This window comes from Rothia uropygialis (assembly GCF_004137765.1).
Classification (GTDB): domain Bacteria; phylum Actinomycetota; class Actinomycetes; order Actinomycetales; family Micrococcaceae; genus Rothia.
On the sequence record NZ_NOIS01000004.1, the window covers coordinates 102950 to 128926 of the forward strand.

23 protein-coding genes are annotated in these 25977 nt (G+C 61.6%); 4 read left to right on the forward strand and 19 right to left on the reverse strand.

Annotation, left to right across the window (positions count from 1 at the left end; genetic code table 11):
- Positions 1–71 precede the first annotated feature (71 nt).
- Positions 72–1175: a phosphate ABC transporter substrate-binding protein PstS gene (gene pstS / locus EWV35_RS09795; protein WP_129661331.1), complete on the reverse strand. Its 1104-nt coding sequence runs from the start codon at positions 1173–1175 to the stop codon at positions 72–74.
- A gap of 250 nt (positions 1176–1425) precedes the next feature.
- Here pstS and EWV35_RS09800 point away from each other — a divergent pair, with 250 nt between their 5' ends.
- The 3 genes from EWV35_RS09800 to disA are packed head-to-tail and all read left to right on the forward strand — an operon-like array spanning position 1426 to position 5227.
- Complete coding sequence (locus EWV35_RS09800) at positions 1426–2628, forward strand: FUSC family protein (protein WP_129661334.1); 1203 nt, start codon at positions 1426–1428, stop codon at positions 2626–2628.
- A 30-nt stretch (positions 2629–2658) separates the two neighbouring features.
- A complete protein-coding gene (locus EWV35_RS09805; protein WP_129661336.1) occupies positions 2659–4110 on the forward strand; it encodes a DNA repair protein RadA in 1452 nt (483 codons plus the stop codon).
- Positions 4111–4156: 46 nt separating this feature from the next.
- Complete coding sequence (gene disA / locus EWV35_RS09810) at positions 4157–5227, forward strand: DNA integrity scanning diadenylate cyclase DisA (protein WP_129661339.1); 1071 nt, start codon at positions 4157–4159, stop codon at positions 5225–5227.
- Positions 5228–5310: 83 nt separating this feature from the next.
- On the opposite strand, the gene EWV35_RS09815 is transcribed toward disA, so the two are convergent.
- Positions 5311–6123 (reverse strand): hypothetical protein, encoded by an 813-nt coding sequence (locus EWV35_RS09815; protein WP_129661342.1) that lies wholly within the window; start codon positions 6121–6123, stop codon positions 5311–5313.
- A 67-nt stretch (positions 6124–6190) separates the two neighbouring features.
- Between EWV35_RS09815 and EWV35_RS09820 the strand changes: the two genes are divergently transcribed.
- Positions 6191–7195 (forward strand): HhH-GPD family protein, encoded by a 1005-nt coding sequence (locus EWV35_RS09820; protein WP_129661345.1) that lies wholly within the window; start codon positions 6191–6193, stop codon positions 7193–7195.
- 12 nt (positions 7196–7207) lie between these two features.
- Here EWV35_RS09820 and EWV35_RS09825 read toward each other — a convergent pair whose 3' ends face one another.
- From EWV35_RS09825 to EWV35_RS09910, 17 genes are all read right to left on the reverse strand, one after another.
- Complete coding sequence (locus EWV35_RS09825; RefSeq protein ID WP_129661348.1) at positions 7208–7735, reverse strand: amino-acid N-acetyltransferase; 528 nt, start codon at positions 7733–7735, stop codon at positions 7208–7210.
- Positions 7736–8008: 273 nt separating this feature from the next.
- Positions 8009–10621 carry an ATP-dependent Clp protease ATP-binding subunit gene (locus EWV35_RS09830; RefSeq protein WP_129661351.1) on the reverse strand — a complete coding sequence of 871 codons (2613 nt, stop codon included), beginning with the start codon at positions 10619–10621 and terminating at the stop codon, positions 8009–8011.
- A 201-nt stretch (positions 10622–10822) separates the two neighbouring features.
- A complete protein-coding gene (locus EWV35_RS09835) occupies positions 10823–11170 on the reverse strand; it encodes a histone-like nucleoid-structuring protein Lsr2 (RefSeq protein WP_129360435.1) in 348 nt (115 codons plus the stop codon).
- A 462-nt stretch (positions 11171–11632) separates the two neighbouring features.
- Entirely contained in the window at positions 11633–13081 is a 1449-nt protein-coding gene (gene lysS / locus EWV35_RS09845) for a lysine--tRNA ligase (RefSeq protein WP_129661877.1), read from the reverse strand.
- 125 nt (positions 13082–13206) lie between these two features.
- Positions 13207–14163: a pantoate--beta-alanine ligase gene (gene panC, locus EWV35_RS09850; RefSeq protein ID WP_238654387.1), complete on the reverse strand. Its 957-nt coding sequence runs from the start codon at positions 14161–14163 to the stop codon at positions 13207–13209.
- A gap of 117 nt (positions 14164–14280) precedes the next feature.
- Positions 14281–15219 (reverse strand): Rossmann-like and DUF2520 domain-containing protein, encoded by a 939-nt coding sequence (locus EWV35_RS09855; protein WP_129661357.1) that lies wholly within the window; start codon positions 15217–15219, stop codon positions 14281–14283.
- Positions 15212–16831 (reverse strand): PH domain-containing protein, encoded by a 1620-nt coding sequence (locus tag EWV35_RS09860; RefSeq protein ID WP_129661360.1) that lies wholly within the window; start codon positions 16829–16831, stop codon positions 15212–15214. The genes EWV35_RS09855 and EWV35_RS09860 overlap by 8 nt, the downstream gene beginning before the upstream one ends.
- Positions 16832–17548, reverse strand: a complete 717-nt coding sequence (locus tag EWV35_RS09865; protein ID WP_129661363.1) for a PH domain-containing protein — start codon at positions 17546–17548, stop codon at positions 16832–16834.
- On the reverse strand, positions 17526–18068 hold the full coding sequence (locus EWV35_RS09870; protein ID WP_165168505.1) for a DUF3180 domain-containing protein: 543 nt from the start codon (positions 18066–18068) through the stop codon (positions 17526–17528). The genes EWV35_RS09865 and EWV35_RS09870 overlap by 23 nt, the downstream gene beginning before the upstream one ends.
- Positions 18065–18580 carry a 2-amino-4-hydroxy-6-hydroxymethyldihydropteridine diphosphokinase gene (gene folK, locus EWV35_RS09875; protein ID WP_129661369.1) on the reverse strand — a complete coding sequence of 172 codons (516 nt, stop codon included), beginning with the start codon at positions 18578–18580 and terminating at the stop codon, positions 18065–18067. Before folK ends, EWV35_RS09870 begins: the two co-directional genes overlap by 4 nt.
- Positions 18570–18992: a dihydroneopterin aldolase gene (gene folB, locus EWV35_RS09880; protein ID WP_129661371.1), complete on the reverse strand. Its 423-nt coding sequence runs from the start codon at positions 18990–18992 to the stop codon at positions 18570–18572. The genes folK and folB overlap by 11 nt, the downstream gene beginning before the upstream one ends.
- A 65-nt stretch (positions 18993–19057) precedes the next feature.
- Complete coding sequence (gene folP, locus EWV35_RS09885) at positions 19058–20026, reverse strand: dihydropteroate synthase (protein WP_238654389.1); 969 nt, start codon at positions 20024–20026, stop codon at positions 19058–19060.
- The gene (folE, locus tag EWV35_RS09890; RefSeq protein WP_129661374.1) at positions 20023–20592 is read right to left on the reverse strand and encodes a GTP cyclohydrolase I FolE; all 570 of its coding nucleotides are present in this window, start codon (positions 20590–20592) and stop codon (positions 20023–20025) included. Before folE ends, folP begins: the two co-directional genes overlap by 4 nt.
- Positions 20593–20594: 2 nt before the next feature.
- The gene (gene ftsH / locus EWV35_RS09895) at positions 20595–22772 is read right to left on the reverse strand and encodes an ATP-dependent zinc metalloprotease FtsH (RefSeq protein WP_274542957.1); all 2178 of its coding nucleotides are present in this window, start codon (positions 22770–22772) and stop codon (positions 20595–20597) included.
- 137 nt (positions 22773–22909) lie between these two features.
- Complete coding sequence (gene hpt, locus EWV35_RS09900; protein ID WP_129360426.1) at positions 22910–23461, reverse strand: hypoxanthine phosphoribosyltransferase; 552 nt, start codon at positions 23459–23461, stop codon at positions 22910–22912.
- A gap of 151 nt (positions 23462–23612) precedes the next feature.
- Complete coding sequence (gene tilS, locus EWV35_RS09905; RefSeq protein ID WP_238654391.1) at positions 23613–24785, reverse strand: tRNA lysidine(34) synthetase TilS; 1173 nt, start codon at positions 24783–24785, stop codon at positions 23613–23615.
- Positions 24785–25972, reverse strand: coding sequence for a zinc-dependent metalloprotease (locus EWV35_RS09910; protein WP_238654393.1), 1188 nt, complete (start codon positions 25970–25972; stop codon positions 24785–24787). The genes tilS and EWV35_RS09910 overlap by 1 nt, the downstream gene beginning before the upstream one ends.
- Between the last annotated feature and the right edge of the window lie 5 nt (positions 25973–25977).

Below are 25977 nucleotides of genomic sequence, written 5' to 3' on the forward strand. Positions count from 1 at the left end.
CGAGATTCCCGCCAAGGCTACCTGCGCCTTGGCGGGAATCTCACCTGGCCGCAGGTCTTGCGGCGGCAGGCCTACTTGGTCTTGATCGATTCGATAGCCTTCTTGGCGTCTTCTCGCATGCTCTCAGGAAGAACGGCAGACTTCGCGGCGCTGGCTGCCGATTTCTGTCCGTCCTCGCTCACAACGTAATTTTCGAAGGCTTTGACCAGGTCAACGGTCTTCTGATCCGAGTAACCGGAGCATAGGACGTGGTAGGAGACCAAGACGATGGGGTAAGAACCGTCATTCGGCGTACGGTTCAGTTCGAGCGACATATCGTGCTGACCGCGTCCCTCAATTTTCTTGGACTGCTCGACGGCCTTGGCCGCGGAGTCGGCAGAGACTTCCACATAGTCGTCTCCGTCCTTGACCTTGGCGGTCGAAAGGTCGCCCACGGCCGACTCATCGGCGTAGGTTATCGCCCCGTCGGTGCTCTGAGTGGTCGAGATGACACCGGAGGTTCCCTTGTTGGCTTCTCCCTTGAACTGACTGGGCCAGTCACCCGAAGGCTCCTGGCCCCAGGCGCCTTCGGCAGCCTTGGAAAGGTACTCGGTGAAGTTCTCGGTCGTACCCGAATTGTCCGATCGGTGGACGACTGTGATCGGAGTGGAAGGCAGGTCCGCGTCCTGGTTCTGCTTCTTGATGGCGTCGTCGTTCCAGTTCTTGATCTCGCCCTTGAAGATCTTTGCGATCGTCGCGGGGTCGAGGTTCAAAGAGTCGACGCCCTTGACGTTGAAGGCGACGGCGATCGGGGACACATAGACCGGGATGTCGATGGCTCCGTCGGGACCGCACTGGTCCTTGGCTTGGCTGTACTCGTCATCGGACAGGTGAGCATCCGAACCGGCGAAGTTGGCACCGCCCGAGAGGAAGGCCTTGCGACCGGCTCCCGAGCCATCCGGGGAATACTGCACGTTGGCGCCCGAATTCTGGCTCTGGAAATCGGTCTGCCACTGGGTCATGGCCGCCTGCTGGGCGGAGGACCCTACCCCCGACAGAGTGCCGTTGACATCGGGCCCTGCCGAGGACGAGGCGGTTCCCGCCTTACCCGTGGCGTTGTCGGAGCCGCAAGCGGTCAATGCGATAGCGCCTACCGCTACGATGGCTGCGAAACGCCCAATGCGAGAGATCTTCACGAAAAGTACCCCTTCAAGTGTCGTCAACCGTCGCCCGCGGGATTTTTTGCGCGGATCGGAACGGCCCGGTGATGTGATGCGGTCGGACGATAGCTCGGCCGAATGGCAAGGAACCCGAGCGGATAAGGATTCCGTCCTGTCCCCTACCTCTGGCACATTACGGAGGGCAGGTATCCGGCTGCCCGGGGTAGAGTGAACGGCGGGTTAATTTTGAAGTTAGACCGTGACAACGACGAACTATGATGGCTCCATGAGTCGATTCAAGGTCAGGGAGAGGGCACGGTCCTCGAGACGTGAGATCGTCTCACGTGCTCGCCTTGGCCTCTCCAGGGTTCGGAGCGGATTGTTCCAATCCATTCAGATCACGGTCGCCGCGGTCGGTGCGTACTTCATCGCCGAAGTCCTGTTCCGGCACCATCAGCCTCTGTTCGCCGCGACGGCCGCGATCGTCTCCTTGGGTTATGTCCGCGGTGGCAATCACATGCGTCGGATCATGGAAGTGGCCATCGGGTGTACCCTCGGCATCGCGGTGGGCGATTCGCTGATGTACTTCCTGGGGCGGGGCCCGCTCCAGGCCTCGCTCGTTTTGTTGTTCTCCCTGCTGTTGGCACGATTCCTGGACAACGGGACTATCTTCTCGACCCAGATGGGTCTCCAAGCGGTGCTTGTGGTTCTGTTGCCTCCCGCAATCGACGGACCGTTTGCCCGGAGCCTCGACGCCGTCGTCGGTGGTTTGTGCGCCCTGGTGATCATGGCCTTGGTGCCGCAGGATCCACGGCGTCAGCCGAAGGACGAGATCTTGCACGTCGTCCGCGAATTCTCACGGGTACTGCGCGAGGCATCCGAGGCAATCGGGGATTACGATGCCACTCGGGCCTGGCACGCTCTGAGTCGCGCACGAAAGACCCAGCCTCTTCTCGACCAGGTCGAGAGTTCGCTCAAGACCAGCAAGTCCATGGCGAGGGTTGCGATCACGCGACGCCAAGCGATGGAAGACATACGCTTTTACGAGCAGGCGCTCCACGGTTTCGATTACGCGATTCGAAATGCTCGTGTTCTCGTGCGGAGAATCGCCAACGTCATCAATACGGTTCAATTGCGGGACGAGGCGATTTCCTCGCTGAGAGACGTTCTGCTCGAGCTCTCCGAGGCAGTGGATCTTCTGGGTCTGGCGCTCAAGGCGGACACCGAGGATGCCCGCAACGTCATGCGCCGTCGTGCCCGCATCGACCTGAGCTCGACGGCGGCGAAGCTCGACCCTCAAGCCCTGGGCGTCAGAACATATCAGGGCGAGGCCCTCGTCATGATCATCCGCCCGCTGACAACTGATCTCTTGGTGATGACGGGGATGGACGAGAAGTCCGCCGGCAAGGTACTCGTGACGATACGCCAGGAACTCACGGAGGCCATCGACGTGATAGATCCGCGAGACATCAAGGGTCAGGACTCTTAAGTTGTCAGTCAGCGCCCGTAGTCTTTTCCTATGAGCCCCGCACGTAAGTCACCCCGGAACACCAACGCTTATCGTTGCCGCGAATGCGGCTGGACCACGGCCAAGTGGGTCGGACGCTGCGGCGAGTGCCAGCAGTGGGGGACCATCGAGGAAGCGGGCGGTCCCACGGTCGCACGGACCAGTGCCGCTCGTTCGGTCGAGACACCGGCCCGTCCCATCGGCGAGGTAGATGCCTCCGTCGCCCAATTCTCCAGCACTGGGATTCAAGAATTCGACCGCGTCCTGGGTGGCGGCTTGGTCCCCGGTGCCGTGATCCTCATGGCCGGTGAACCCGGAGTGGGCAAGTCGACCCTCCTCCTGGACGTCGCGGCAACTTTCGCCCGAGGACGTCCCGCGCACCGCGAGGCTCAGGGGTCGGCGGGACAATCCGATGCCCTTGACGGTGGCTCCAAGCCTCACGAGGTCCTGTACGTGACCGGCGAGGAATCCGCAGCGCAGGTCAAGCTCCGCGCGGATCGCATCAATGCGGTCGCCGATACATTGTTCTTGGCCGCGGAGACGGATCTGGGATCGGCCCTGGCCCACATGGACAAGGTCTCCCCCAGCCTGCTCGTCGTAGACTCCGTCCAGACATTGGCCAGCGCGGAGGTCGAGGGATCGGCGGGCGGTGTCACGCAGGTCCGTGAAGTCGCCGCATCGATCATCGCCGAAGCCAAAAAGCGCAATATGACCACGCTGCTGGTGGGCCACGTGACCAAGGAGGGGACCATCGCGGGGCCGCGTTTGCTCGAGCACCTCGTGGACGTGGTCTGCCAATTCGAGGGAGACAAGAATTCACGGATCCGGATGCTCCGTGCGGTCAAAAACCGTTTCGGGCCCACGGACGAGGTCGGTTGTTTCGACCTGCTCGAGGACGGGATCGAAGGGGTCTCGGATCCATCCGGTTTGTTCGTTTCCCGTACCGCTCACCCGGTCGCGGGCACCTGTCTGACGGTCACCATGGAAGGGCGACGCCCTCTGCTGGCCGAGGTCCAGGCCCTGCTCGACGAATCCTCAACGGCCCAGCCGCGGAGGGCAACTGCCGGACTCGACTCCGCACGCACCGCGATGCTTCTCGCAGTGCTTCAGCGCCGGGCCGGATTCAACGTCGGCAAGCTGGACTGTTACCTTTCAACCGTCGGAGGGGTCAGACTCAACGAACCCGCCGCGGACTTGGCCACGGTGATGGCCCTGGCCTCAGCGGCAGAAGACAAACCGCTTCCCCGCAAACTCGTGGTCTTCGGCGAAGTCGGGCTAGCGGGTGAGGTCCGGGCGGTACCCGGAATCCGGCAGCGCATCAATGAGGTTGCCCGACTCGGGTTCACGCATGTCATGGTCCCGGCCTCACCCGCCGGTGTTGGAGAAGTGCCCGAGGGCGTACATGTCAAGGAAGTCGCGTCCGTGGTTGATGCCGTCGACACTCTCTTTCCAGGCCATTCCTGATGGCGCGGCGAGCCACATCGTTGTGACCACGCGTTAGGCTAGATTCGTGGCTTCACCCCGTAACAAACAGCTCAAAAAGACGTTGGCGCTCCTGGCTCCCGGAACTCAACTCCGGGACGGCCTCGACCGGATCCTTCAAGGACGAACCGGTGCACTGATTGTGTTGGGGAAGGATCGCACCGTCGAGGCGATCAGCAGCGGCGGGTTCACCATAGACACGGAATTCACCGGCACCCGCCTCCGCGAACTTGCCAAAATGGACGGCGCGATCGTGTGCGACCGAGAAGTCGGCACCATCTACCACGCTGGTGTACAGCTGATGCCGGATCCCACGATCAGCACCGAGGAGTCCGGAACGCGCCACCGCACGGCGGAACGGGTGGCCAAACAAACGGGGTTCCCGGTCATATCGGTCTCGAAATCCATGGGGGTCATCACCATCTATACGGATGGACAGAGATACCCTCTGGAAGGGTCTCAAGAAATCATGGGGCGGGCGAACCAAGCCATTCAGACCCTTGAGCGATACACGATGCGCCTCGAGGAGGAACTCAGAAATCTTTCCGCTTTGGAAATCCAATCCGATGTCACGGTGCGGAACGTGGCCCTAGCCTTGCAGCGCCTGGAACTGGTACGCAGAATTTCCGAAGAAATCGGGGACAGCGTCGTCGAGCTGGGTGCCGAGGGCCGCATGATCGCCATGCAGCTAGAAGAGCTCGTCCTGAACCAGCCCACCGCGGAACTCGTCCTCCGCGATTACCTGCCGTCAGGCCAAGACCCCGCTGTGGTCGAAAGGGCCCAGGAGAGCCTCTCGGATCTTTCCCCCGTTGAGCTGGCGGATCCCGTCGCCATCGCGAGGGCCGTGGGTCTACCGGGTGGCGGAGACCTCGACTACACGCTGCACCCGCGCGGTTACCGCCTGCTCAGCGGAGTCAAGTCCATTCCGCGCTCGGTCTCCGAAAGACTTGTGGATCGGTTCGAGGGCTTGCAATCACTCATGGCCGCCAATCTGGACGACCTTCGTGGCGTCGAGGGCATCGGGGAATATCGCGCCAGAAGCATCCGTGAATCACTGGCCCGGATGGCGGAAACCAGCCTCCTCGACCGCTTCATGTAACGGTGACTGTCTTCGACGGTTCGTGGCACGATCCTCGACGATTCAATGCCAGGATCGCCGGCCTACCCGATCTTGGGCAGAAGCTACTGGATAACGATCTGCTGTTGCTCGCTCGGCACCCCATTGACTGAGACGGTCAGCCAGTAGTAGCCGGGTTGAGCAGGCTGCGACGCGTCACCGCAGCCGTTGGCGTTGATGGTTCGATCCCATGGCTGGGTTACCTTTTGCTCGCCACCGGCCTCCAAGGTTGCTTCCTTGGAGCCTCCCCCACCGCCGCATTTGGTGTTGTTGTAGACATCGGCCGGGCCCGAGGTGATGTCGTATGTGACCTTGCTGGCGCCCAAGTCGATGTTGCACGGGTCGCCGCCGGTGTTCTTGACGGCCGCCGTCATGACGGGGTTCTCCCCCTGTCCGTACGACTGTTTGTCCAAGGACGCATTGACCTGAATATTAGAACCGCAGGCCTCCGGCTTGGCTGGTTCGCTCTCGGTCGGGGTCTGCCCGGACGCGGCCTCTGCCGAGGACTCGCTCGGGCTCGGCGTCTCGCTCTTACTCTCCGAAGGTTCCGACGATCCGGAGGCGCTCGCTGACGAGGACGCCGACGGACCCGCAGAGCCGCTGGGTCCCCCCGACCCAGAAGCCGATGGCGAAGGACGCGCGCTGAAGCTCGCGAAGTTATCGCTCGGGGGCGCCGAAGTCGATGCGTCACTTCCCCCGGTGAGGCTCGAAGCGATTTTGTTCACGGCAAAGACGACGCCCCAAACGATCAGGACGATCACCAAGAGAGCCAGAATCAACGCAATGATCCGGCGTCGACGGTAAACCTCCGGGGACTCACGTCGGTACCCGCGCTCAAAACCGTCGTCATCCGGGGTGGGATCTTCGTACTCAGCCATGCGTCCAAGGCTACTAAACAGAAGCGCCAACATAGGGAAGAAATGGGGACACTACAGTAGTCACGTCATGAAATTTTCGAATGCGTCGGCCGAAAGGTCGAATCAGCCCACATCGCCCGGATATCGGGATACCGACCTCGACCCGGAAAAGATCCAACGCCTGCATCGGCGTATCGCGAACTGGTTCGCCGAAAACGCGCGGGATCTGCCTTGGCGTGCGCCCGACCGTACACCGTGGCAGGTTATGGTCAGTGAGTTCATGCTCCAGCAGACGCCCGTTGTCCGGGTACTGCCCCAGTGGAGGCGCTGGATGGATTTGTGGCCGACTCCGGAGGATCTGGCACAGGCCACGACCGGCGATGCCGTCCGGGAATGGGGACGCCTCGGTTACCCCCGCCGAGCATTGCGGCTACACGCGGCCGCAGTGGCGATCGTGGAACGTCACGGAGGCGAAGTTCCCTCAGAATACGAGGATCTTCTCGCACTGCCCGGCGTCGGCTCGTACACCGCGGCGGCTATTTCGGTTTTCGCCTTCGAAAAGCGGCAGACCGTGATCGACACGAATATTCGACGTGTCCATGCCCGTGCTGTCAGCGGAAAAGCGCTTCCGGCGAAGTCTCTCACCTCCGCCGAAACACGCCTCGCTCACGAGCTCATGCCCGAGGATGACGAAGCCGCGGCGCTGTGGAACATATCGGTCATGGAATTGGGCGCGTTGGTCTGCACGGCCAAGTCGCCCAAGTGCGATGTCTGCCCCGTGCTCGACGACTGCGCCTGGGTTGCCGCCGGTCGGCCCGAGGCGGAGTACGTGCCGCGGGGCCAAACATGGAAAGGCACCGACCGGCAGGCGCGTGGCGCGATCATGGCCGTGCTGAGGGAAGCCACGAAACCGATTCCACGCGAAGCATTAATAGTGCCCCATGACGATACGCCCGGTGTGGAACCGGAGTCGATGACCCGGCTCCGCACGCTCGAGGCCTCACATGAGCAGCTGGAACGGTGCCTGGATGGGCTTATCCGGGACGAATTGGCCTTCGAAGATGACCAGAATCGGGTTACGCTGCCCGGATAGGCAGTCAAGGGCTCAGAGGTGGCGGATCATCCGGGTGTTGCCGAGCGTATTGGGCTTGACCCGGGCCAGGTCGAGGAATTCCGCGACCCCTTCGTCGTGGGACCGCAGGAGCTCCGCGAAGACTTCGTGGTCGATGGTCTCCTGGTTGGTCATCACCTCGAAGCCCATACGACGGAAGAATTCGACCTCAAAGGTCAGGCAGAAAACGCGCTCGACGCCGATGCCGCGGGCGCGTTCCAATAGAGCGTCCACGAGCATCCGCCCCACGCCGCGTCCGCGAGCTCGCTCGTCCGCGGCGAGGGTCCGAATCTCACCGAGATCCTCCCACAGAATGTGAAGGGCCCCGCAGCCGATCAACGGCGCCGCATCCTCGGGATGTGAGGCATCGAGGTCCTCGACCACGAGGAATTCTTGGATTGCCTCGAAGTAGTCAACGGCTTCCTTGGAAATCAAGGCGCCCGTCTCCACATACGGTGCAACCAGACGCCTGATGCCGTTGACGTCTGAAGTTCTGGCAGGTCGCATCCGCAAGGTCGTCATGAGCCTTGAGTTTACGCCGCCGTCCTGCCCAGGCGCCAAAGTCACGGCACGCGTCACAGAAGTAGAACCGGGACCACCCGGAGCCCCGTGCCGCCCCGATGGAGAGGTTAAACCCACGGCTTGCGACAGTACCCTTAGGTCGGCAACCTCTGACCGAGCTCTCCTCGCCGCAAAGATTCCTGTGCAAGAGAAAGCGGGGCCGCCCCGTAAGGGACGGCCCCGCTTATCGAAGGTCAGAAGCCTGATCAGGCCCCCTCGCACACTGCGAACACACTATGCGGTCGCGGACCCAGCGGCCCCACCGCCGTCGCCGCCCTCATAACGCGGAGGCGTTGACGGGCGCGAGAGCTGCTGCGAATCCGGATTCGACTCGGTCGACTCGGTCCCACCGTAATCGAAACCGTCATCGGACAGCTCCGACATCTTCTGCGAAGAGAAGGTGAATTTGGCTTCCTTCCCCTCGCCTTCGACGCCCACGGTGATCTTTTCGCCGCCCTTGATCTCTCCGAAGAGGATCTTCTCGGAGATCTGGTCCTCGATGTCGCGCTGCATGGTGCGACGCAGCGGACGAGCACCCATCGAAGGATCGTAACCGCGTTCTCCCAGGACCTTCTTGGCCTCGTCCGTGAGCTCGATCGACATGTCCTTCTCCCTCAGGCGTTCCGCCAGGCGTGCGACGAACAGGTCGACGATCTGGACGATTTCCTTCTCCGACAGCTGCGGGAAGACGATGATGTCGTCCACACGGTTCAAGAACTCGGGGCGGAAGTGCTCCTTGAGTTCCTCCTGGACCTTCGACTGCATGCGCTCGTAGTTGGTCGACGGATCCTCTATGGACTGGAAACCAACGGGCACACGCCGCGAAATGTCCTTGGTGCCGAGGTTCGTGGTCATGATGATCACGGTGTTCTTGAAGTCCACCACGCGACCCTGAGAATCGGTCAGGCGACCGTCCTCCAGGATCTGCAACAACGAGTTGAACAAATCGGCGTGGGCCTTCTCGACCTCGTCGAAGAGAACCACGGAGAACGGTTTGCGACGGACTTTCTCGGTCAACTGGCCGCCCTCTTCATAACCGACGTAGCCGGGAGGAGCACCGAACAGTCGCGAGACAGTGTGCTTTTCCTGGTATTCGGACATGTCCAGGGTGATCAGGGATTCGTCGTCACCGAACAGGAACTCGGCCAGGGCCTTGGCCAGCTCGGTCTTGCCGACGCCGGTGGGGCCGGCAAAGATGAACGAGCCACCGGGACGATGCGGATCCTTCAGACCCGCACGAGTACGCCGGATCGAGCGGGACAGCGCCTTGATGGCATTGTCCTGGCCGATGACGCGGCGGTGCAGCTCGTCCTCCATGTTGAGAAGGCGACCGGATTCCTCGTCGGTCAGCTTGTAAACCGGCACACCTGTGGAGGCCGAGAGAACTTCGGAGATGACGTCCGGAGTGACCTCGCCCATGGCGGAATCGCTCTCCTTCCACTTCTTCTCCTCCTCGTCCTTCTCCGCGATGAGCTTCTGCTCCTTGTCGCGGAGCGAGGCGGCCTTCTCGAAGTCTTGGCCGTCGATCGCTGCTTCCTTCTGCGCCCGCACTTCCGCGACGCGCTCCTCGAGATCCTTGATCTCCGGCGGGGCCGTCAGGCGTTTGATGCGGAGGCGGGCACCGGCCTCGTCGATCATGTCGATCGCCTTGTCCGGGAGGAACCGGTCCGAGATGTATCGGGCCGAGAGGCTCACCGCGGCTTCGAGCGCCTCATCGGAAATCGTGACCCGGTGGTGCGCCTCGTATTTGTCCCTGAGACCTTTGAGAATCTCGACCGTGTGGGCCTGCGAAGGCTCATCGACCTGGATCGGCTGGAAACGGCGCTCGAGCGCGGCGTCTTTCTCGATGTGCTTGCGGTACTCGTCCAACGTGGTGGCACCGATCGTCTGCAATTCGCCGCGGGCCAGCATGGGCTTGAGGATCGAAGCAGCGTCTATCGCGCCTTCTGCGGCGCCTGCGCCCACCAAAGTGTGGATCTCGTCGATGAACAGGATGATGTCCCCGCGAGTGCGGATCTCCTTGAGCACCTTCTTGAGGCGTTCCTCGAAGTCACCGCGGTAACGCGAACCGGCCACGAGGGAACCCAAGTCCAGCGTGTAGAGGTGCTTGTCCTTGAGCGTCTCCGGAACGTCTCCGCGGACGATGGCCTGGGCCAGCCCCTCGACGACGGCGGTCTTGCCGACGCCGGGCTCGCCGATGAGCACAGGGTTGTTCTTGGTACGCCGGGAGAGGACCTGCATGACGCGTTCCATCTCCTTGTACCGCCCGATCACCGGGTCCAGCTTGCTCTCGCGAGCCCCCGCGGTCAGGTTAGTGCCGAACTGGTCCAGGACTGCGGATCCTGCTGGAGTGCCGTCCTTGCCACCGGCGCCAACGCCTGCGGTCTCCTTGGAATCTCCTGAACCGCCCTGATAACCGGAAATCATGTCGATAACCGTCTGACGGACGCGGGAAGGCTCGGCACCCAACTTCGACAGAACCTGGGATGCAACTCCTTCGCCGGCGCGGATCAGACCGAGCAGGATGTGCTCGGTTCCAATGTAGTTGTGGCCCAGCTGAAGGGCTTCCCGAAGAGAGAGCTCGAGAACCTTCTTGGCCCGCGGTGTGAACGGGATGTGCCCGCTCGGAGCTTGCTGACCTGGTCCAATGATGTCTTGCACTTGCTCGCGAACGGCAGAGAGGGTCACTCCCATGGACTCCAGAGCCTTGGCGGCGATTCCTTCGCCCTCATGGATCAGACCCAGCAACAGGTGTTCTGTGCCGATGTAATTGTGGTTGAGCATGCGGGCTTCTTCCTGAGCCAGCACCACAACACGCCGTGCGCGGTCCGTAAACCGTTCAAACATAGTTAGGTCTCCTTGTACGTCTTTGTTTCGATGCTACGCACGGAAAATGGCTTGGTAACTACTGTTCGCCACCGGCGAGACACAATAAAGCTCAGGGCGGAAAATACATGAGAATTTCCGCCCTGAGCTTGATCTTCTAGCTCAAGAGAACCGGTAGAGAGCCTCTGCCGATTCATCGGTAACGGCCAAAACCGCCCCTTACTAGGAGTCCTTCTTACGGGCTGCGTAGTAAGCGTCCTGAATCTCCTGGTGGATGCGGCCACGATCAGACACGTTGTAGCCGTTGTCCTTGGCCCACTTGCGAATCAGAGCGGTCTCGGGATTGCGGACCTGCCCCGTGCCCTTGCCCGATCCGGTCCGGCCACTGTTGCGCGCCTGCACGCGACGGGCCTTGGCGGCGAACGGACGGATCGCGTCGCGCAACTTTGCGGCGTTGCCCGAGGACAGATCAATCTCGTACTGGCCACCGTCGAGTCCGAAACGTACGGTTTCGTCAGCGGCACCGCCCTCGAGATCGTCTTCCAGAATGATCTTTACTTTCTGAGCCATGAGTGTCTCCTCAGTCCTTATTGGCAGTGGTCCGACGCATTATGTGATGTCTTAGGACCATAAAACGTGTTAGCGAGGCGCGGGAACCATCGGCGACTCACGCGACACTAAAGCTGGTGGACATTTGTCCTGTATAACAACAGAGTATCAATCAAGGGGAGGAAATCACAGTTAAACAGTGTGAGGAAGGCATAATTCTTCCTGAGAATAACTTATGAATCTTCTTGTTCTCGTGGGCGAAAAACTTCGCCGGTTCCCTCCCGAGATTTGATCTCCTCGTACCATTTTCGCGCGTCTTCTTCTGAAGCGGCATGGGCTTTGCGTTCGGAACTATCCGCCCGAAACGCCCACCTCATCAGGAAATAGAAGATGACTCCGATAGCGACGGAAGGCAACAATACAGCCACATATTCCATGCTGAACCTTCTCCCCGGGCCCTCCGGCCCGCTCGATCACCCCGAGTTATTCGGGCTTCATCAGCGGAAACAGGATAGTTTCCCTAATCCCCAGTCCGGTAAACAACATCATCAGGCGATCAATTCCCAGACCCAGACCGCCCATGGGCGGAGCGGCGTGTTCCAGGGCCCGCAGGAAGTCTTCGTCGAGCTCCATCGCCTCGTCGTCGCCACCAGCGGCCAATCGGGATTGTTCCGTGAGACGCTCGCGCTGGATCACGGGATCGATCAATTCGGAGAATGCCGTTCCGCGTTCTGTGCCGCCGATGATGAGGTCCCAAGCCTCGATGACATCACGCTTGGAACGATGCGGACGGGCCAGAGGCTGGGCAGACGGCGGGTAATCGCACACGAACGTCGGATTGATCAGGGTCGGCTCCACGATTTCCCCGAATAGCTCAATCACGAGCTTCTCTGCGCCCCATGCAGGATCCACGGAGACTTCGTGCTTTTGTGCGATTTCTCGCAGAACCTCGGCGGGCGTCTCGGGCACGATTTCCTGGCCCACGGCTTCCGAAAGACCAGGATAAACACCCAGCCACTTCCATTCCGCGTCCAGATCGATCGTGCCTTTTTCGCTTTCGATCTGATGTGTTCCCACGGCGTCCGCGCAGGACATGATGATGTCCTTGATGAGTTCGGCCATGGTGAACTGGTCCCCGTATGCCTGATAAGCCTCCAGGGTCGTAAATTCGGGGCTGTGCGTCGAGTCCACTCCCTCATTACGGAAAATACGGCCGATTTCGAAAACGCGATCAATTCCGCCGACCACGGCCCGCTTCAAATAAAGTTCGGTCGCGATGCGCAAGGTCATGTCCTGGTCAAAAGCATTCAAATGCGTTTGGAACGGGCGTGCGGTCGCGCCCCCGTGGACGAGCTGAAGAATAGGAGACTCGATCTCGATGTATCCCTCGTCGACAAGGACCTGGCGCACGGTCTGCATGATCTTCGCGCGCTTGATCACGGTTTCTTGTGCTTCCTTGCGAACCATGAGATCCAGGTAGCGTTGGCGGACCCTGGTCTCTTCGTTGAGGTCCTTGTGCAACGTCGGAAGCGCCCGCAAGGACTTCGAGGCCATCTCCCAGTCCTCGACCATGACGGACAGCTCGCCGCGGCGTGAGCTGACGACCTCACCGTGCACGAACACATGATCCCCGAGGTCCACGAGGGCCTTCCAGTCGTCCAGATTCTCCTGCCCGGCCTTGGCCAGCGAAATCATGGCCTGCAGTCTGGTGCCGTCCCCGGCCTGGATGCTCGCAAAGCACAGCTTTCCCGTGTTCCGCACGAACACAACCCGCCCGGCGACACCGACGACGTCACCCGTTTCTTCGCCGGCTTCGAGGCCTTCATACTGTTCACGGATGCTCTGAATGGTGCGAGTAATCGGAAGACCCACGGGGTAGGCTTCGCGCCCCCGTGAAATCAGCTCGGCACGCTTGCCCATGCGGATTCGCATCTGCTCGTTGATCTCGGTCTGCTGACTTGTCTGGTCCTGTTGTGAGGACGACGAATCTGAAGTAGTCACGATCCTAAGCCTATCTGTGGGTTTTCCGGGGAAGGAATTGAAAGGGGTGCGGACGGCTAGATGACATCCATGTTGTCGATGAGTCGAGTCCCGCCCACTCGAACTGCCGCGAGCGCGGTCGCGCGTTCCGAGTTTTCCACCGGCGATTCGAATGTTTTGGGGTCGACGATTTCGAGGTATTCGAGCTCCACGCCGTCCCTGTCCGAGATGCGCTCTCGTGCGGCGTCGACGTCTATTCCCGCGTAGCCGCGGGAGAGCCCTTCTTCCCGCAACAGGGCCAACGTCCGTGACAGAACGAGCGCCGCTTTCCTCTCCTCGGGGCCGAGATACGAGTTGCGGGAGGACATGGCCAGGCCGTCGTCGTCGCGGACAATCGCGACGGGGCACACGGCCAAGGGAATGTTGAAGTCGGCGACCATCCGTTGGACCAATGCGACCTGCTGGGCGTCCTTCTGCCCGAAATACGCTCTGACGCGGTGAGTCCCGGCTGCCGAAACGACAACGTTGAACAGCTTGTTGACCACGGTCAGGACGCCGTCGAAGTGTCCGGGACGGGCCGCCCCCTCGAAAAGAGTGCCCAGACGCCCCGAGCTCACACGGACCAGAGGTTCTCCGCCCGGGTACATGACCTCTAGTTCGGGGATGAACACGATATCAACGCCTTGCTCTCGCAGCAGGGCCAGGTCTTCTTCCTCCCGACGAGGGTACTTGTCGTAGTCCTCATCGGGACCGAATTGCAGGGGGTTGACGAAGATCGAGACTGCTACGATGTCATTCTGCTCGCGAGCCCGGCTGATCAGGGTCGCGTGCCCGTCGTGGAGCGCACCCATGGTCGGAACGAATCCCATGGTCGCGACGCGGGGCGCAGCAGGCTCGGTTTCCGGGTCGGCGCGATGGTCAGCGAGCCTTTCGGCCTCGGCCGAGTGGATTCGCGCCTCGGCGTCGCCCATTCTCTGGCTGATATGGGCGGAAAATTCTTCCAGGGTTCGAGCAACGAAGAGCTCACCCGTCATAGTCGTCCTTCCTTAACCGGATGCTGTGGCATGACCGAACATCGTGAACGGTCAGGTGCCAACTGGTCGACAGCCTGCCCGCGAAGGTGCGGAGGATGTCTAGGACCGCAAAGCAGTTTACTGTTCGTAGTCGTCGCTTTCACTTTCGGGCGCTTTTTCAAGGTCCAGTGCCCGCAATATTCGGTGAAATGCTTCTTCGGGCAGGATCCCCCGCCGATGTGCGCGGTACGCGCTCGCCTCAGCGAGAGCGAGATACGCCGCGCCGATGTCCGGCGCGGATTCTTCCGCCCCGAAGCCTTGGAGGACCTCTCGGTGTGTCTCGACCGACCCTGAATCACCACGCACGACGGGGCCGGTCAGAGCACTGTCGCCCGAAGCCAAGGCGTTGTCCACGCTGGCCCGCACGAGCGGGCCCAGAACCTCGCCAGGGCTCTCGACGCCGAGGCTCTCCAAGATCTGGGAAGCCTGCCCGATGAGGGTGACCGTATGATTCGACGCGTGAGCCAGGGCGGCGTGGTAGAGGGGACGGTCGCCTTCGGCAATGACCACAGGCTCTCCTCCCATTTCCACGACCATCGCTTGTGCGATTGGCAGAAAGGCGGCCGCGGCCGTCACACCAAAACTCGCGCTCTGCAAACGCGTCAGATCAAGCGAAAGACCCGTGAAAGTCATGGCCGGGTGAATAGCCAGCGCGATCGTTCCGGCGTCCCGACCGGCGGACAAGACCTCCGTTCCGAACCGACCGGAGGTGTGGATCAGGATCTGCCCCGTGGTGAAGTGACCGCCTCGGGCCAACCCTGACACCAGAGGTTCGAGTGCGTCGTCGGGAACTGCGAAAAGAACGACTTCACTGCGCTCGACGATTTCGGGGATCTGGAGAACGGGGACGTCGGGCAGAAGCGCCTCGGCCCTCGTCCGTGATTCTTCTGAAACCGCGTGAACCCCAACGAGGGCGTGGCCCGCATTGCGCAGGGCGGCACCGAGCACGGCGCCCACCTTTCCTGCGCCGATGATCCCTATTCCGAGCCGCCCCGGACGACTCGCTGGTTCAGTCATAGTGTGCTTCGTCCTTGATCGTTGAGTATGTTCCGGCACCCCGTGGAATTCGTCCGCCCGTGAGTCTACGAGCGAATGCTGCCCGTTCCGCCTGGTCACGAATCATGCGTCGAGCGTCGTCGACGGCCAGGTGCGCGACCGTGGTGCTGACCGATCCCCCAACGGAATCCAGACGCACGTCCGCCAGGCCGAGAAGCCTGAGCAATGGCCCGTTCGTGATCGAGGCCGACTGCGTCCTCTCGTGGGGCACAACGGAGAGCCTACGCTTCAGCCAGCCGCCGCGCAGAAGCAACAAATCCGCAGTATTGGAATATCCGTTGCGCCGGTAGCTGAAGGGATCCAACCATCGGGAACGGCGCGGGGCCACCACGAATCCGTAATCCGGTCCGCTTCCTTCGAGCGCGGCTCGCAGCTGATGTCCGTCGATGCCGGTCTCCGTCGTGGCGACGATATGCGGCAAGAGATTCATCAGGTCTTGCCCCGTCCCCACAGGCAAGAGGACACGATGTTCTCCTTCAGACGATGATGAGCCCAACCCTGCCGTGTTGATTCGCACACGGAACCATCCTGGGATGCGCCACAACACGGGTTGCTCTATACCGACTGCCTGGATCTTGCCCACAGGGAGGGTCTGAGTTCGGGTGGACGTCAACCCGTACCGCACTTTGAGTCCGTCCTGAGTGCGCGCTACTCGAAAATTCGCGGAGGTGTTGACCGAGCTCCACACACCGCTCACAAGGCTCAAGGCCGCGGGTATGAAGATGAATCCGCCCACCTCTGGGAGAAAAATCGCGAAGGACAACGACGCTAGGAGAACGATCACGAACCAGATCCCGGTTGAGCCGAGAAGCGTTGCCAGAACGGCACGTCCGACACCGACCGAGGCGATCGGACTTTCGGTATCGACGCGAGGGCCGGTCGGAGAAGCTCCGGGGTCGAGAAGGTACGCCCCGGTGCCGGCGACGGAGGGCCCTGCCGTGGTCACCGAGTCGCCGCTCTGCCTGTGGGCGGTAGGATCCTGGGACCACAGGGATTCTGTCGGGCTGACAGCCGACCGAAGGGTTGAGTCACCGGTGTCGTGTTCCTTCGCCAGAATTGTCTGTTTCCGACCCAGCAGGCGCGCGCGGAGCTCTTCGGCCTCGGTTTTCGGCAGGTATTGGAGGTGCAGTGCTGAATCCCCGGAATCCGCGACGTCGAACCGCAGCTCGGCCATGCCGACCAGGCGTGCGAAGAACGGTTGAGAGATCTCGATGCTCTGAACGCGATCGAGCCGCGCCTGTTTTTCCTTGCGGAAGAAGTATCCCTGCCGCATCCGGACCGAGTCCTCGGTCACGAGGTAGCGGGTGAACCACCAGCTCCAGAACATGCCGCCGAGAACAAGGATGACCGCAAAGATCAGCCCGAACCAGGCAATGAGGCTGAGAGACGCGAAGAATTCTCCGATGCCGTGACGCACTTTCTGGACGTCGGTCTGACCTTCGAAAGCGTCCTCGACGAAGTGCCTGCCGATTGCGAAGAGGAAGATCAGGATGGCGAACCAAAAACGAGCCAGGGGACTGAGGGGGTGCACCCGTTCCCAGTCCTTGGTAGCGGGAATCTGTGGGTCCTTCATTTACAGCCCCGCGAGCCGGTCGTCGCCACGCTTCGACAGCTCCTCGCGCAGCCGAGCCGCGTCTTGAGCGCTGATGCCTTCGATCTTTGCGTCAGTGGATGATGACGCCGTGTGCAACTCGACCTTGGCCAGACCGAATTTGCGTTCCAACGGGCCGACCGAGACCTCGACCGTTTGGAGCCGCCCATAAGGGACCGCATTGATCTTGTGCCATAGGACTCCGTGACGGATCAGAAGGTCGTCTTCGCGTTCCGAATATCCGCGGGCCCGTGCGCGCCGAGGCACGAGTGCCATTCGGACGATGCACACCACAAGGTACACAGCCGGGACCACAATGGCCAGCCAGAACCACGGCCAGTTCCACCACCCGATCGAGACGAAGACGAGCGGTATGCTCAGGATCGCGGTCACGACCACCGTGGACAGGGCCTCGGAGACGAGAATGAGCCGAGGGTACCGCCGATCCGGCCGGATCCATTCCGTATCCCATGCGTCCAATTCCCGAAGTTTCTCTTCGAACCGGAGGCTACCGGGTCCAAGGCGTCGCGAAGGGTCGCGGTCTCGAGTCGCCGATTCGGCAACGGTGCGGTCAGCGGCCGGGTTCTCGTCTCGTGGTTCTCCGCCCAGTGGCTGGGTATCGGCTCGTATCCGTCGGTTCGGTCCAGAACGGTCGTGGCTCGGGACCTCGTGGTTCTCAGCGTCGCTGGTTCCTGGCATATCCGCCTTCTCCCTCGGGTATGTCTTTGTCGTTGCGACGTCGAGGGGAGATTCCGTTGCCGGACTCGGAACTGTTCGGGTCGTCCGGTGGCCTCTTGCACCACATCTCGGCGACGCAGCCTGCGATGCACACCACCGTACCAACCACCACATTAGCGATGCTCAGTACCAAGGTGTCCGAGGCCGGTCGAAATCTCAACAGCGCAAACTCGTAGATGAGCACTCCTCCGGCCCAGCCGAAGAGCACGGCCCCGTATACGGCACAGGTTTGACCGAGAACCGCGATCCTCGCTGCAAACACCGGCTCGATGGGTTTGTGCTTGGGGTCTTTGACGTGAGCTCTGACCTTCCATCCGAGACTCAGGGACACCAAGGCCAGGAGAATACTCAACGCGAGCGACGGCCACGGCAGGACAAAGGCCACTTCGCGCAGGTCCGGCCACAACGCCGTCACGACGCTGCTCGCGGCCAGGACCACGGCCGCCAGAAGGACCAACCATCGGTAGCGGAGAGGTCTCACGTGCTTTGCCCCGGGGTGATCGTTTCGCCCAAGTATCCCCGTATTCCGTTTCGGTCCTCGGCGCGGGCGGCGAGGTCGACCACGGGCTGGCCGTCCAACAGGGCATCCGGATCCATGCGCGCCCAAGGGGCCAGGACGAATGCACGTTCGGCCGCTCGGGGATGCGGCAGACTCAATTCGGGTTCGTCCATGAAGAGGTTCCCAAAGGTCACGATGTCGATATCAAGGGTTCGCGGACCCCATCGGATGGTCCGGACTCGGTGAAAATCTTCCTCGATTCCCTGACAGAACCGCAGAAGGGCGAAGGGACTCATGTCGGTGCTTACCCGAATGACCTGGTTGAGATAGTCCGGTTGGCCTTCAGGGCCACCAACGGGTTCCGTCACGGCAATCGGAGAAGTCGCCTCGACGGTGATCTTCACATTTCCCGCGAGGGCGGCGATGGCGCGTGCGAGCGTATCCTGTGACTCCCCCAGATTCGATCCGAGGGCGATGATGGAATCAACGGTCATGGTTCTCCCGCAGAATCGTCACCGAAACATCCGCGAAGGTGACCTCGATCGGTGCTTTCGGCTTGTGGACCGTCACCTCGACGGCGGGCAGGTCGAACTTCTCGAACAGTCCCTGGACAATGCGCTCGGCAACGGTTTCGATGAGGTTGACCGGCTCCCCGACGATGACCTCTTTGACCGATTCGGCCACCGCCCCGTAGTTGACGGTGTTCTCCAGGTTGTCCGTCCGGCCCGCGGTACTGCAGTCCATGAACAGCGTGACGTCGACGAAAAACGGCTGGCCCACGCGTTTCTCATGATCGAAAACACCGTGATAACCAACGGCACCAATGCCTGTGACCGAGATTCGGTCATACTGGCTTGTGCCTCGCGCCACGGCAGCGGCTGGCGCTTCTTGGAGATTTTCCGTCATTTGTTTGTCTCCTCATGAGGTGCAAGTGATGTGTCGCATTGCGATGCTATTGAGTGCGTTGACTATCAGGATGCGTCAGATAAGGCTTTGATCGCGAGCAGTTTACGGGTGACTTCCACCGCATCCCGGGTTGATGCGACGTCGTGGACTCTCACGGCCCAAGCGCCTCTTTCCGCCGCGAGGGCCGAAATTGCAGCGGTTGAGGCGTCACGCTCCGAAGGACGCGGCACCCGTTGCGATGTTTCCCCCAAAGGTGCAGGGAAAGTAGCGCGCGCTTGAGCCATCAATGTTCCGACGAATCGTTTCCGGGAGGCCGCAATCAGCACGGGGTGACCGAGATCCGCGATCCGGTCCATCCGTGCCAAGAGTTCCCAGTCCTGGTCGCCGCCCTTCGCGAATCCCAAACCGGGGTCGAGGAGTATCTGGCCGGGCGCGATCCCGGCGTCCAAGAGTCGTTGGCGCCATTCGATCAGTTCGGCCCGAACGTCCTCGACCGTATTCTGGTAATGAGCCAGCCGGTCCATCGATCTGGAGTCTCCGCGGGAGTGCATGAGGATGTACGGCACCCCGGATTCGCGCACGAGATCGATCATGGCGTCTTCAACCCGCTCGCCCGAGACGTCGTTGATGATGTGGGCACCGGCTTCGATGGCCGCCTGAGCCGTGCTCGCATGCATGGTGTCCACCGAAACGACGATGTCTCGGGCAACCAGTTCGTGGATGACGGGGAGAATTCTCTCGCGTTCCGTCGACGCAGCGACGGGTGTTGCTCCTGGGCGGGTCGATTCCCCGCCGACGTCGACGATATCGGCACCTTGGGCCACTAGCTTCAGAGCATGCGCCACGGCACGCGTCGTGTCATGGTGTTCACCCCCGTCGGAGAAGGAATCGGGCGTGACGTTGAGAATACCCATGACCAACGTCCGGTCCTGAGGCAGATCGGCAAAGGATCCCCACCCCCGCGCGGCGGACGATTCCGGAGGCACGCTGGACGCGTCTCCGGGGCCGCCGAACGAGGCTACGGGAGCGTTCACCGCTGTTTCCCTCCCATAATGAGTCCCATCGCCTCGGAGCGTGTGGCGGTGTCTCGCATTTGACCCCGAACGGCCGAGGTAACCGTCTTGGTCCCGGGCTTTTGGATCCCGCGCATCGACATGCACATGTGCTCGCCTTCCAGGACCACCATCGCACCCGCGGGATCGAGAAAGTCTTCGATGGACTCGACGATCTGAGTCGTGAGACGCTCCTGGACTTGGGGACGCTTGGCATACATGTCCACGAGCCGGGCAAATTTCGACAAACCAGTCACCTTGCCGTTCACGCCCGGAATATATGCCACATGGGCCAAGCCGTAGAAAGGCACCAAGTGGTGCTCGCACATCGAGAAGAAGCTGATGTCCTTGACCAACACCATCTCGGAATGGTCGATATCGAAGGTCTTGGACAACAGTTCGGCGGGATCGCCCCCCATACCGGAAAATACCTCGGCATAAGAACGAGCAACCCGCGCCGGGGTATCCTTCAGCCCGTCCCTGTCCGGGTCCTCTCCTATCGCGGAGAGGATCTCACGGACGGCGGCTTCGATACGAGGCTGATCCATGCTTACCCCTGGTGACCCGGCGTCTCGTCATCGGCCCCGGGCGAACCCGCTGGCCCCTGACCGGGATTGTCCGACCCGGGTTCTCCCGGACCGGGCTGCGGGACGTTTTCCGGCGGCGTCGCTCCCGAGGAATTCTCCGGGACCTCGAGCGGATGCTCTGGTTTTGCGGCCACGGCCTGATCCTGAGGAGCCATGTTCTCGGGGTCTTCTGCACCCGCCTCGGCGGCCTCCTGCTTTTCTGCGGGGGTCGTGATCGGAGGCATGCTCGAGACCGGACGGGTCTCCTTGGACAGCCATACTTCGCGCAAAGGACGTTTGCGAACGTCCTTGAAAATTTCCGCGATCTCGTGCTCGTTGAGCGTCTCCTTGTCCAGGAGCTCGAACGCGAGACGATCCAGGACGTCGCGGTTCTGAGTGAGAATCTCGTAGGCCTCGTCGTGTGCGTTGTCGATGAGGGATCGGACTTCGGCGTCGATCTTGGCCGCCAACTCGTCGGAGTACTCCGGTCCGCTGGCGCCGGCGTCGCGACCCACGAACGGTTCCGAATTCCCCGAGCCGAGCTTGACTGAACCGATGACCGAGCTCATCCCGTATTCGGTGACCATCTTGCGGGCCGTGCCGGTAGCCTTCTCGATGTCATTCGCGGCTCCCGTGGACGGATCGTGGAAGATGATTTCCTCGGCAGCTCGTCCGCCCAAGGCGTAGGCGAGCTGATCGAGAAGCTCGTTCCTGGTCGTCGAGTACTTGTCGTCGACGGGCATGACCATGGTGTAGCCCAGTGCCCGACCGCGCGGAAGGATGGTGATCTTGGTGACCGGGTCGGTATTGCGCAGTGCCGCGGCAACCAGGGCGTGTCCGCCCTCGTGGTAGGCCGTGATCTTGCGTTCGAGTTCTTTCATGAGGCGCGAACGACGTTGCGGGCCGGCGATGACGCGGTCGATCGCCTCGTCCAGGGCACGGTCGTCGATAATCTGCGCGTTGGACCGTGCGGTCAGAAGGGCGGCCTCGTTCATGACGTTGGCCAGATCCGCACCCGTGAAGCCGGGAGTCCTCTTGGCCACGGAGCCGAGCTCGACGTTGTCTGCCAGGCGCTTGCCCTCGGCGTGAACTTCGAGAATGCGCTTTCGGCCCTTGAGGTCGGGGGCGTCGACGCCGATCTGCCGGTCGAAACGACCGGGACGCAGGAGCGCCGGGTCCAAAACGTCCGGACGGTTGGTCGCGGCGATCAGAATGATGTTGGTGTTCTCGTCAAAACCGTCCATTTCGACGAGAAGCTGATTCAGGGTCTGCTCGCGCTCGTCGTTGCCGCCACCCATTCCGGCGCCACGCTGGCGGCCGACAGCGTCGATCTCGTCGACGAAGATGATGGCCGCGTCATTCTGTTTGGCCTGCTCGAACAGGTCGCGAACGCGCGAGGCGCCCACGCCGACGAACATTTCGACGAAGTCGGAACCGGAGATCGAGTAGAACGGAACACCGGCCTCGCCCGCTACCGCCTTGGCGAGCAGGGTCTTGCCCGTTCCGGGTGGGCCGTACAGCAGCACGCCCTTGGGAATCTTTGCGCCGACGGAGGTGAACCGGGAAGGTTCGGTCAGGAATTCCTTGACCTCGTGGAGCTCCTCGACCGCTTCGTCGGCTCCGGCGACGTCGGCGAACTTGACGGTCGAATTCTCCTTGTTGAACTTCTTGGCTTTGGACTTGCCGAAGTTCATGATCTGGCCGCCGCCACCGCCCATGCGGGAGAGAAGGAACCAGAAGATCACCATAATGAGGAGGAAGGGCACGATGAAGCCCAACATCGAGGTGAACCAGTTGTTCTGAACGGGTTGATCCGTGTAGCCCTTGAGACCGGCGTCGTCCATGGCCTTCACGACGTCGCCCGAACGCGGCTGGACGTAGTAGAAGACAACCTTTTTCCCGAGGTCCCGATCGCCCTCGTGATAGTTGTTCTTGAGGGACAGCTCGACCTTTTGGTCGCCGTCGTAGATCTTGGCCTCGTCGACCTTGTCGTCCTTGAGCAATTCCATGCCCACGTTGGTGTCCACCCGATTCGTATTCGACGAGGTGGAGACGAAGATCACGGGCAGCAGAACCAAAAGCGCCAGGAAGATCCAGAAATAAGGCCCCTTCAGGATCCTGTCCTTGAGCGGCTTCTTCTGGTTGCTATTTTGCTGAGCCAAGCTATTTTTCCTCCGCGTGAGGCGTTCACGGTCGAGATTTAATTCTCGGAATAGGCTACCGCCGAGCGGTGAGGAGCGTGCGCTCTTCACCTCACAGCGGACATCTGCCGAGGTTCATGGAAGGTCCCGCGAGACCCTTAGGAATATACGTGGGGCGCGAGAGTTCCGATGCAATCAAGGTTGCGATACTGCTCGGCGAAATCCAGGCCGTAGCCGACCACGAATTCGGGATCGATGTCCCAGCCGATGTACTTGACCGGAATCTCAGTCTTGACCGACGCCGGCTTGCGCAGGAGTGCACAGATTTCCACCGAGTTGGCCCCCCGCGACTCCAAGTTGGACTTGAGCCAGGACAAGGTGAGCCCGGAATCGATGATGTCCTCGACGATCAGCACGTCGCGGCCATGCAGATCCGTGTCCAGATCCTTCAGGATACGAACCACGCCGGAGGACTTAGTTCCGGAACCATACGATGATACGGCCATCCAATCCATGGTGTAATGCGCGTGCAGAGCACGAGACAGGTCGGCCATCACCATGACCGCACCCTTCAGCACACCGACCAGAAGAACGTCTCTGTCCTCGTAGTCCTTGTCTACCTGGGCCGCGAGCTCGGCGATCTTCTCCTGAATCTCTTCTTTGGTGAAGAGCACGTGTTTGAGATCGTCCTTGACGTCCTGTGAATCCACTGCTGTCTCCTGCTTGAGTCACTGAAATCTTGGGGGTCGTGCAATTCGGCACCGGAGGCCGCGGATCGCGACGACACATGGCAACTCTACCCGTCTGTTCTCCACGCGCATTACTGTTTCCGAATCGCCCCGGAATCAACGCGTTGACGTCCTATGAAGACCGGATGAGGACCAGAGCACCGTCCCGCCCTTGCCGATGCTGCTGTGGTCTCGATGGTTCCAACGGGCGGCGTCTCCAGACGGCCACGTGACCGGCCATTTGAATCGGGCCGGCATTTCCGTGCCCGGCCAGTAATTCGTCCAGGGCCCGGAGCCGCTCGAAGCTGGGAGACTCTCCCCCGCTTGCCACGATGGCACGGGCCAGCACGCGACGGCGCATCGCGGGATGCGCTGCGCGAAGTTCCGGCATAGACAACGCCACTACCGGCCGCTGACCCTCTTTCATCGGTACGGGCTGATAGTCGGCAGGGTCCGCCGCCGCGGATCGCGCGACCTCGTCTGCCCGTTGCTCCAAGAATTCTGCATCCGGCCCCAAGACGGCCGCCGTCCGCGCGAGCGCTTGAGCTATTCCCGGCCCGATCCTCTCCTCGAGAAAGGGAAGGACCTCGTGCCGGACGAGGTTTCGACGAAACGCCAGATGCTCGTTCGTCGGATCGTGCCAGGGCTCGATTCCCTCGGCCTCGCAGATCGCAAGCGTGTCTCGCCGGCGTAGGTCCAAGAACGGGCGAATCAGAAGAGCCGCGTCCTCGGTCGCCGGTTCGTCGATGCGTCGAGCCTGGGGCATACCGGACAGGGAACGGGTCCCCGAGCCTCGAGCGAGTCCCAGCATCACGGTTTCGGCTTGATCGTCCAGGGTATGGCCCAATAAAACGGCACGCGCCCCCTCCTCACGGGCCGTCCGGTCGAGCACCTCGTAACGGGCCGTACGGGCGGCCATCTCGGGCCCCATTCCTTGACTTCTGACCTCCGCACGAACCGTGAGTACCGGGTCGAGACCGAGCCTCCGACACTCTGCCGCGGCTCGGTCTGCTTGTTCCGCACTGCCGTCCTGGAGAGCGTGGTCCACGACGACGGCGCCCACCCGCAGATCCCCGCGCCGGGCGAAATGCGCGGCGACGGAGGCCAAAGCCAGCGAATCGGCCCCGCCACTGCACGCGACCAGAGCCAAAGGCACATCCTCGGCTTCGTCGGGCACGGCGCCTCGAGTTCGCCCCGTGGGGGCCGCGCAGAAGTCCGGAAGGTGATGCTCGAGGACCTCGACAAATTTCTTGCGTGCCGACCCTACGGAGGGATGGAGTCGGCCTTCTCGCCCGGTCTGTGCCACTAGCTCGCGCCTCCGGAGAAGCCGCGGGCGCTGGCGTCCCGGGGCGTTCCGTCGAGGACCCGCTCGATCCAGAGCCTCGGATTGTGGATCTCGAGTTCGCTCGGGAGATTTTTAGGGCCTTCCCAAATACGGTTGAACTGTTCCATCCCGCGTTCGTCGACGACGGTCTGGACAAAAACCTGACCGTCACGGTACTGACGCATCTTGATGTCGAGCCCCATGGCCTTGCGAATCAGGGTATCGAGAGCGCCGCGATTCTTGCCCCGGCTGTCGAATCGACGCCGGATGGTCTTGACCGTTGGCACAATGCTCGAGTCGACGGCGTCCATCACGACGTTGGCGTGGCCTTCCATCAAACTCATGATCCCGGTCAGCTCCGAGAAAACGGCCGCCGATTCCTTGTCCAGCAAGGCCGTCATCCGGTTTTGGGGCACGGGACGCAATTCTTCCGAGGAGTTCGGTGCGGCGCCGTCGACCCGGGCCTTGGGAGAGGTTTCGTCTTTTTGTGTCGCATTGCGGACAACCTCGCTCGCCCCTTCGAGCAGCCGGTCCACGAGCTCCCGCCCGCCACCGGCAACGGACTGGGGCAATCGGGACATCAACCCGAGCATGTACTCGCGCAGCCACGGTGCCGCCGCGAACTGGACGCGGTGTGTTTGTTCATGGAGGCACACCCACAAGCGGAAATCTTCCGGTTCGAGGTTGAGTTCCTTTTCGATCATGACCATGTTGGGGGCCACGAGGAGCAAACGGCCGCCCGAAGCACCAAAGCCACCGAGCGCCGCGAAGGGGTCGTACTGGCCCAAGACCTTGCTCGACATGAACGCAAGAATTCCCCCGAGCTCGACGGCGGTGCCGAGTTCTGCGATCTTGCGATCGACCTGCCCCATCTCGTCGAATCTTTCCTTCATCCCGGCCTGGACCAGCCGATTGAGGATGTAGGAGAAGGTTTGGGAATTTGCTCGCGACCATCCGGCCCGATCCACCACCAGCACTTCGGAGTCGTGAAGATTCTCCGCCGCATCGAGCCTGGTGATCCGATGCACGTGGTCCACGGATGCGGTCGCGTTGTATCGCACGGACTCGACGACTCGACGCGTCGCCCCGGCGGACAGCTTGGGCCCGGCAGGAGTCAACCGCGCGGCGGTAGCGGCTGCGGCGTTCCAACTGATGATGTTCTCGCTCATGATCC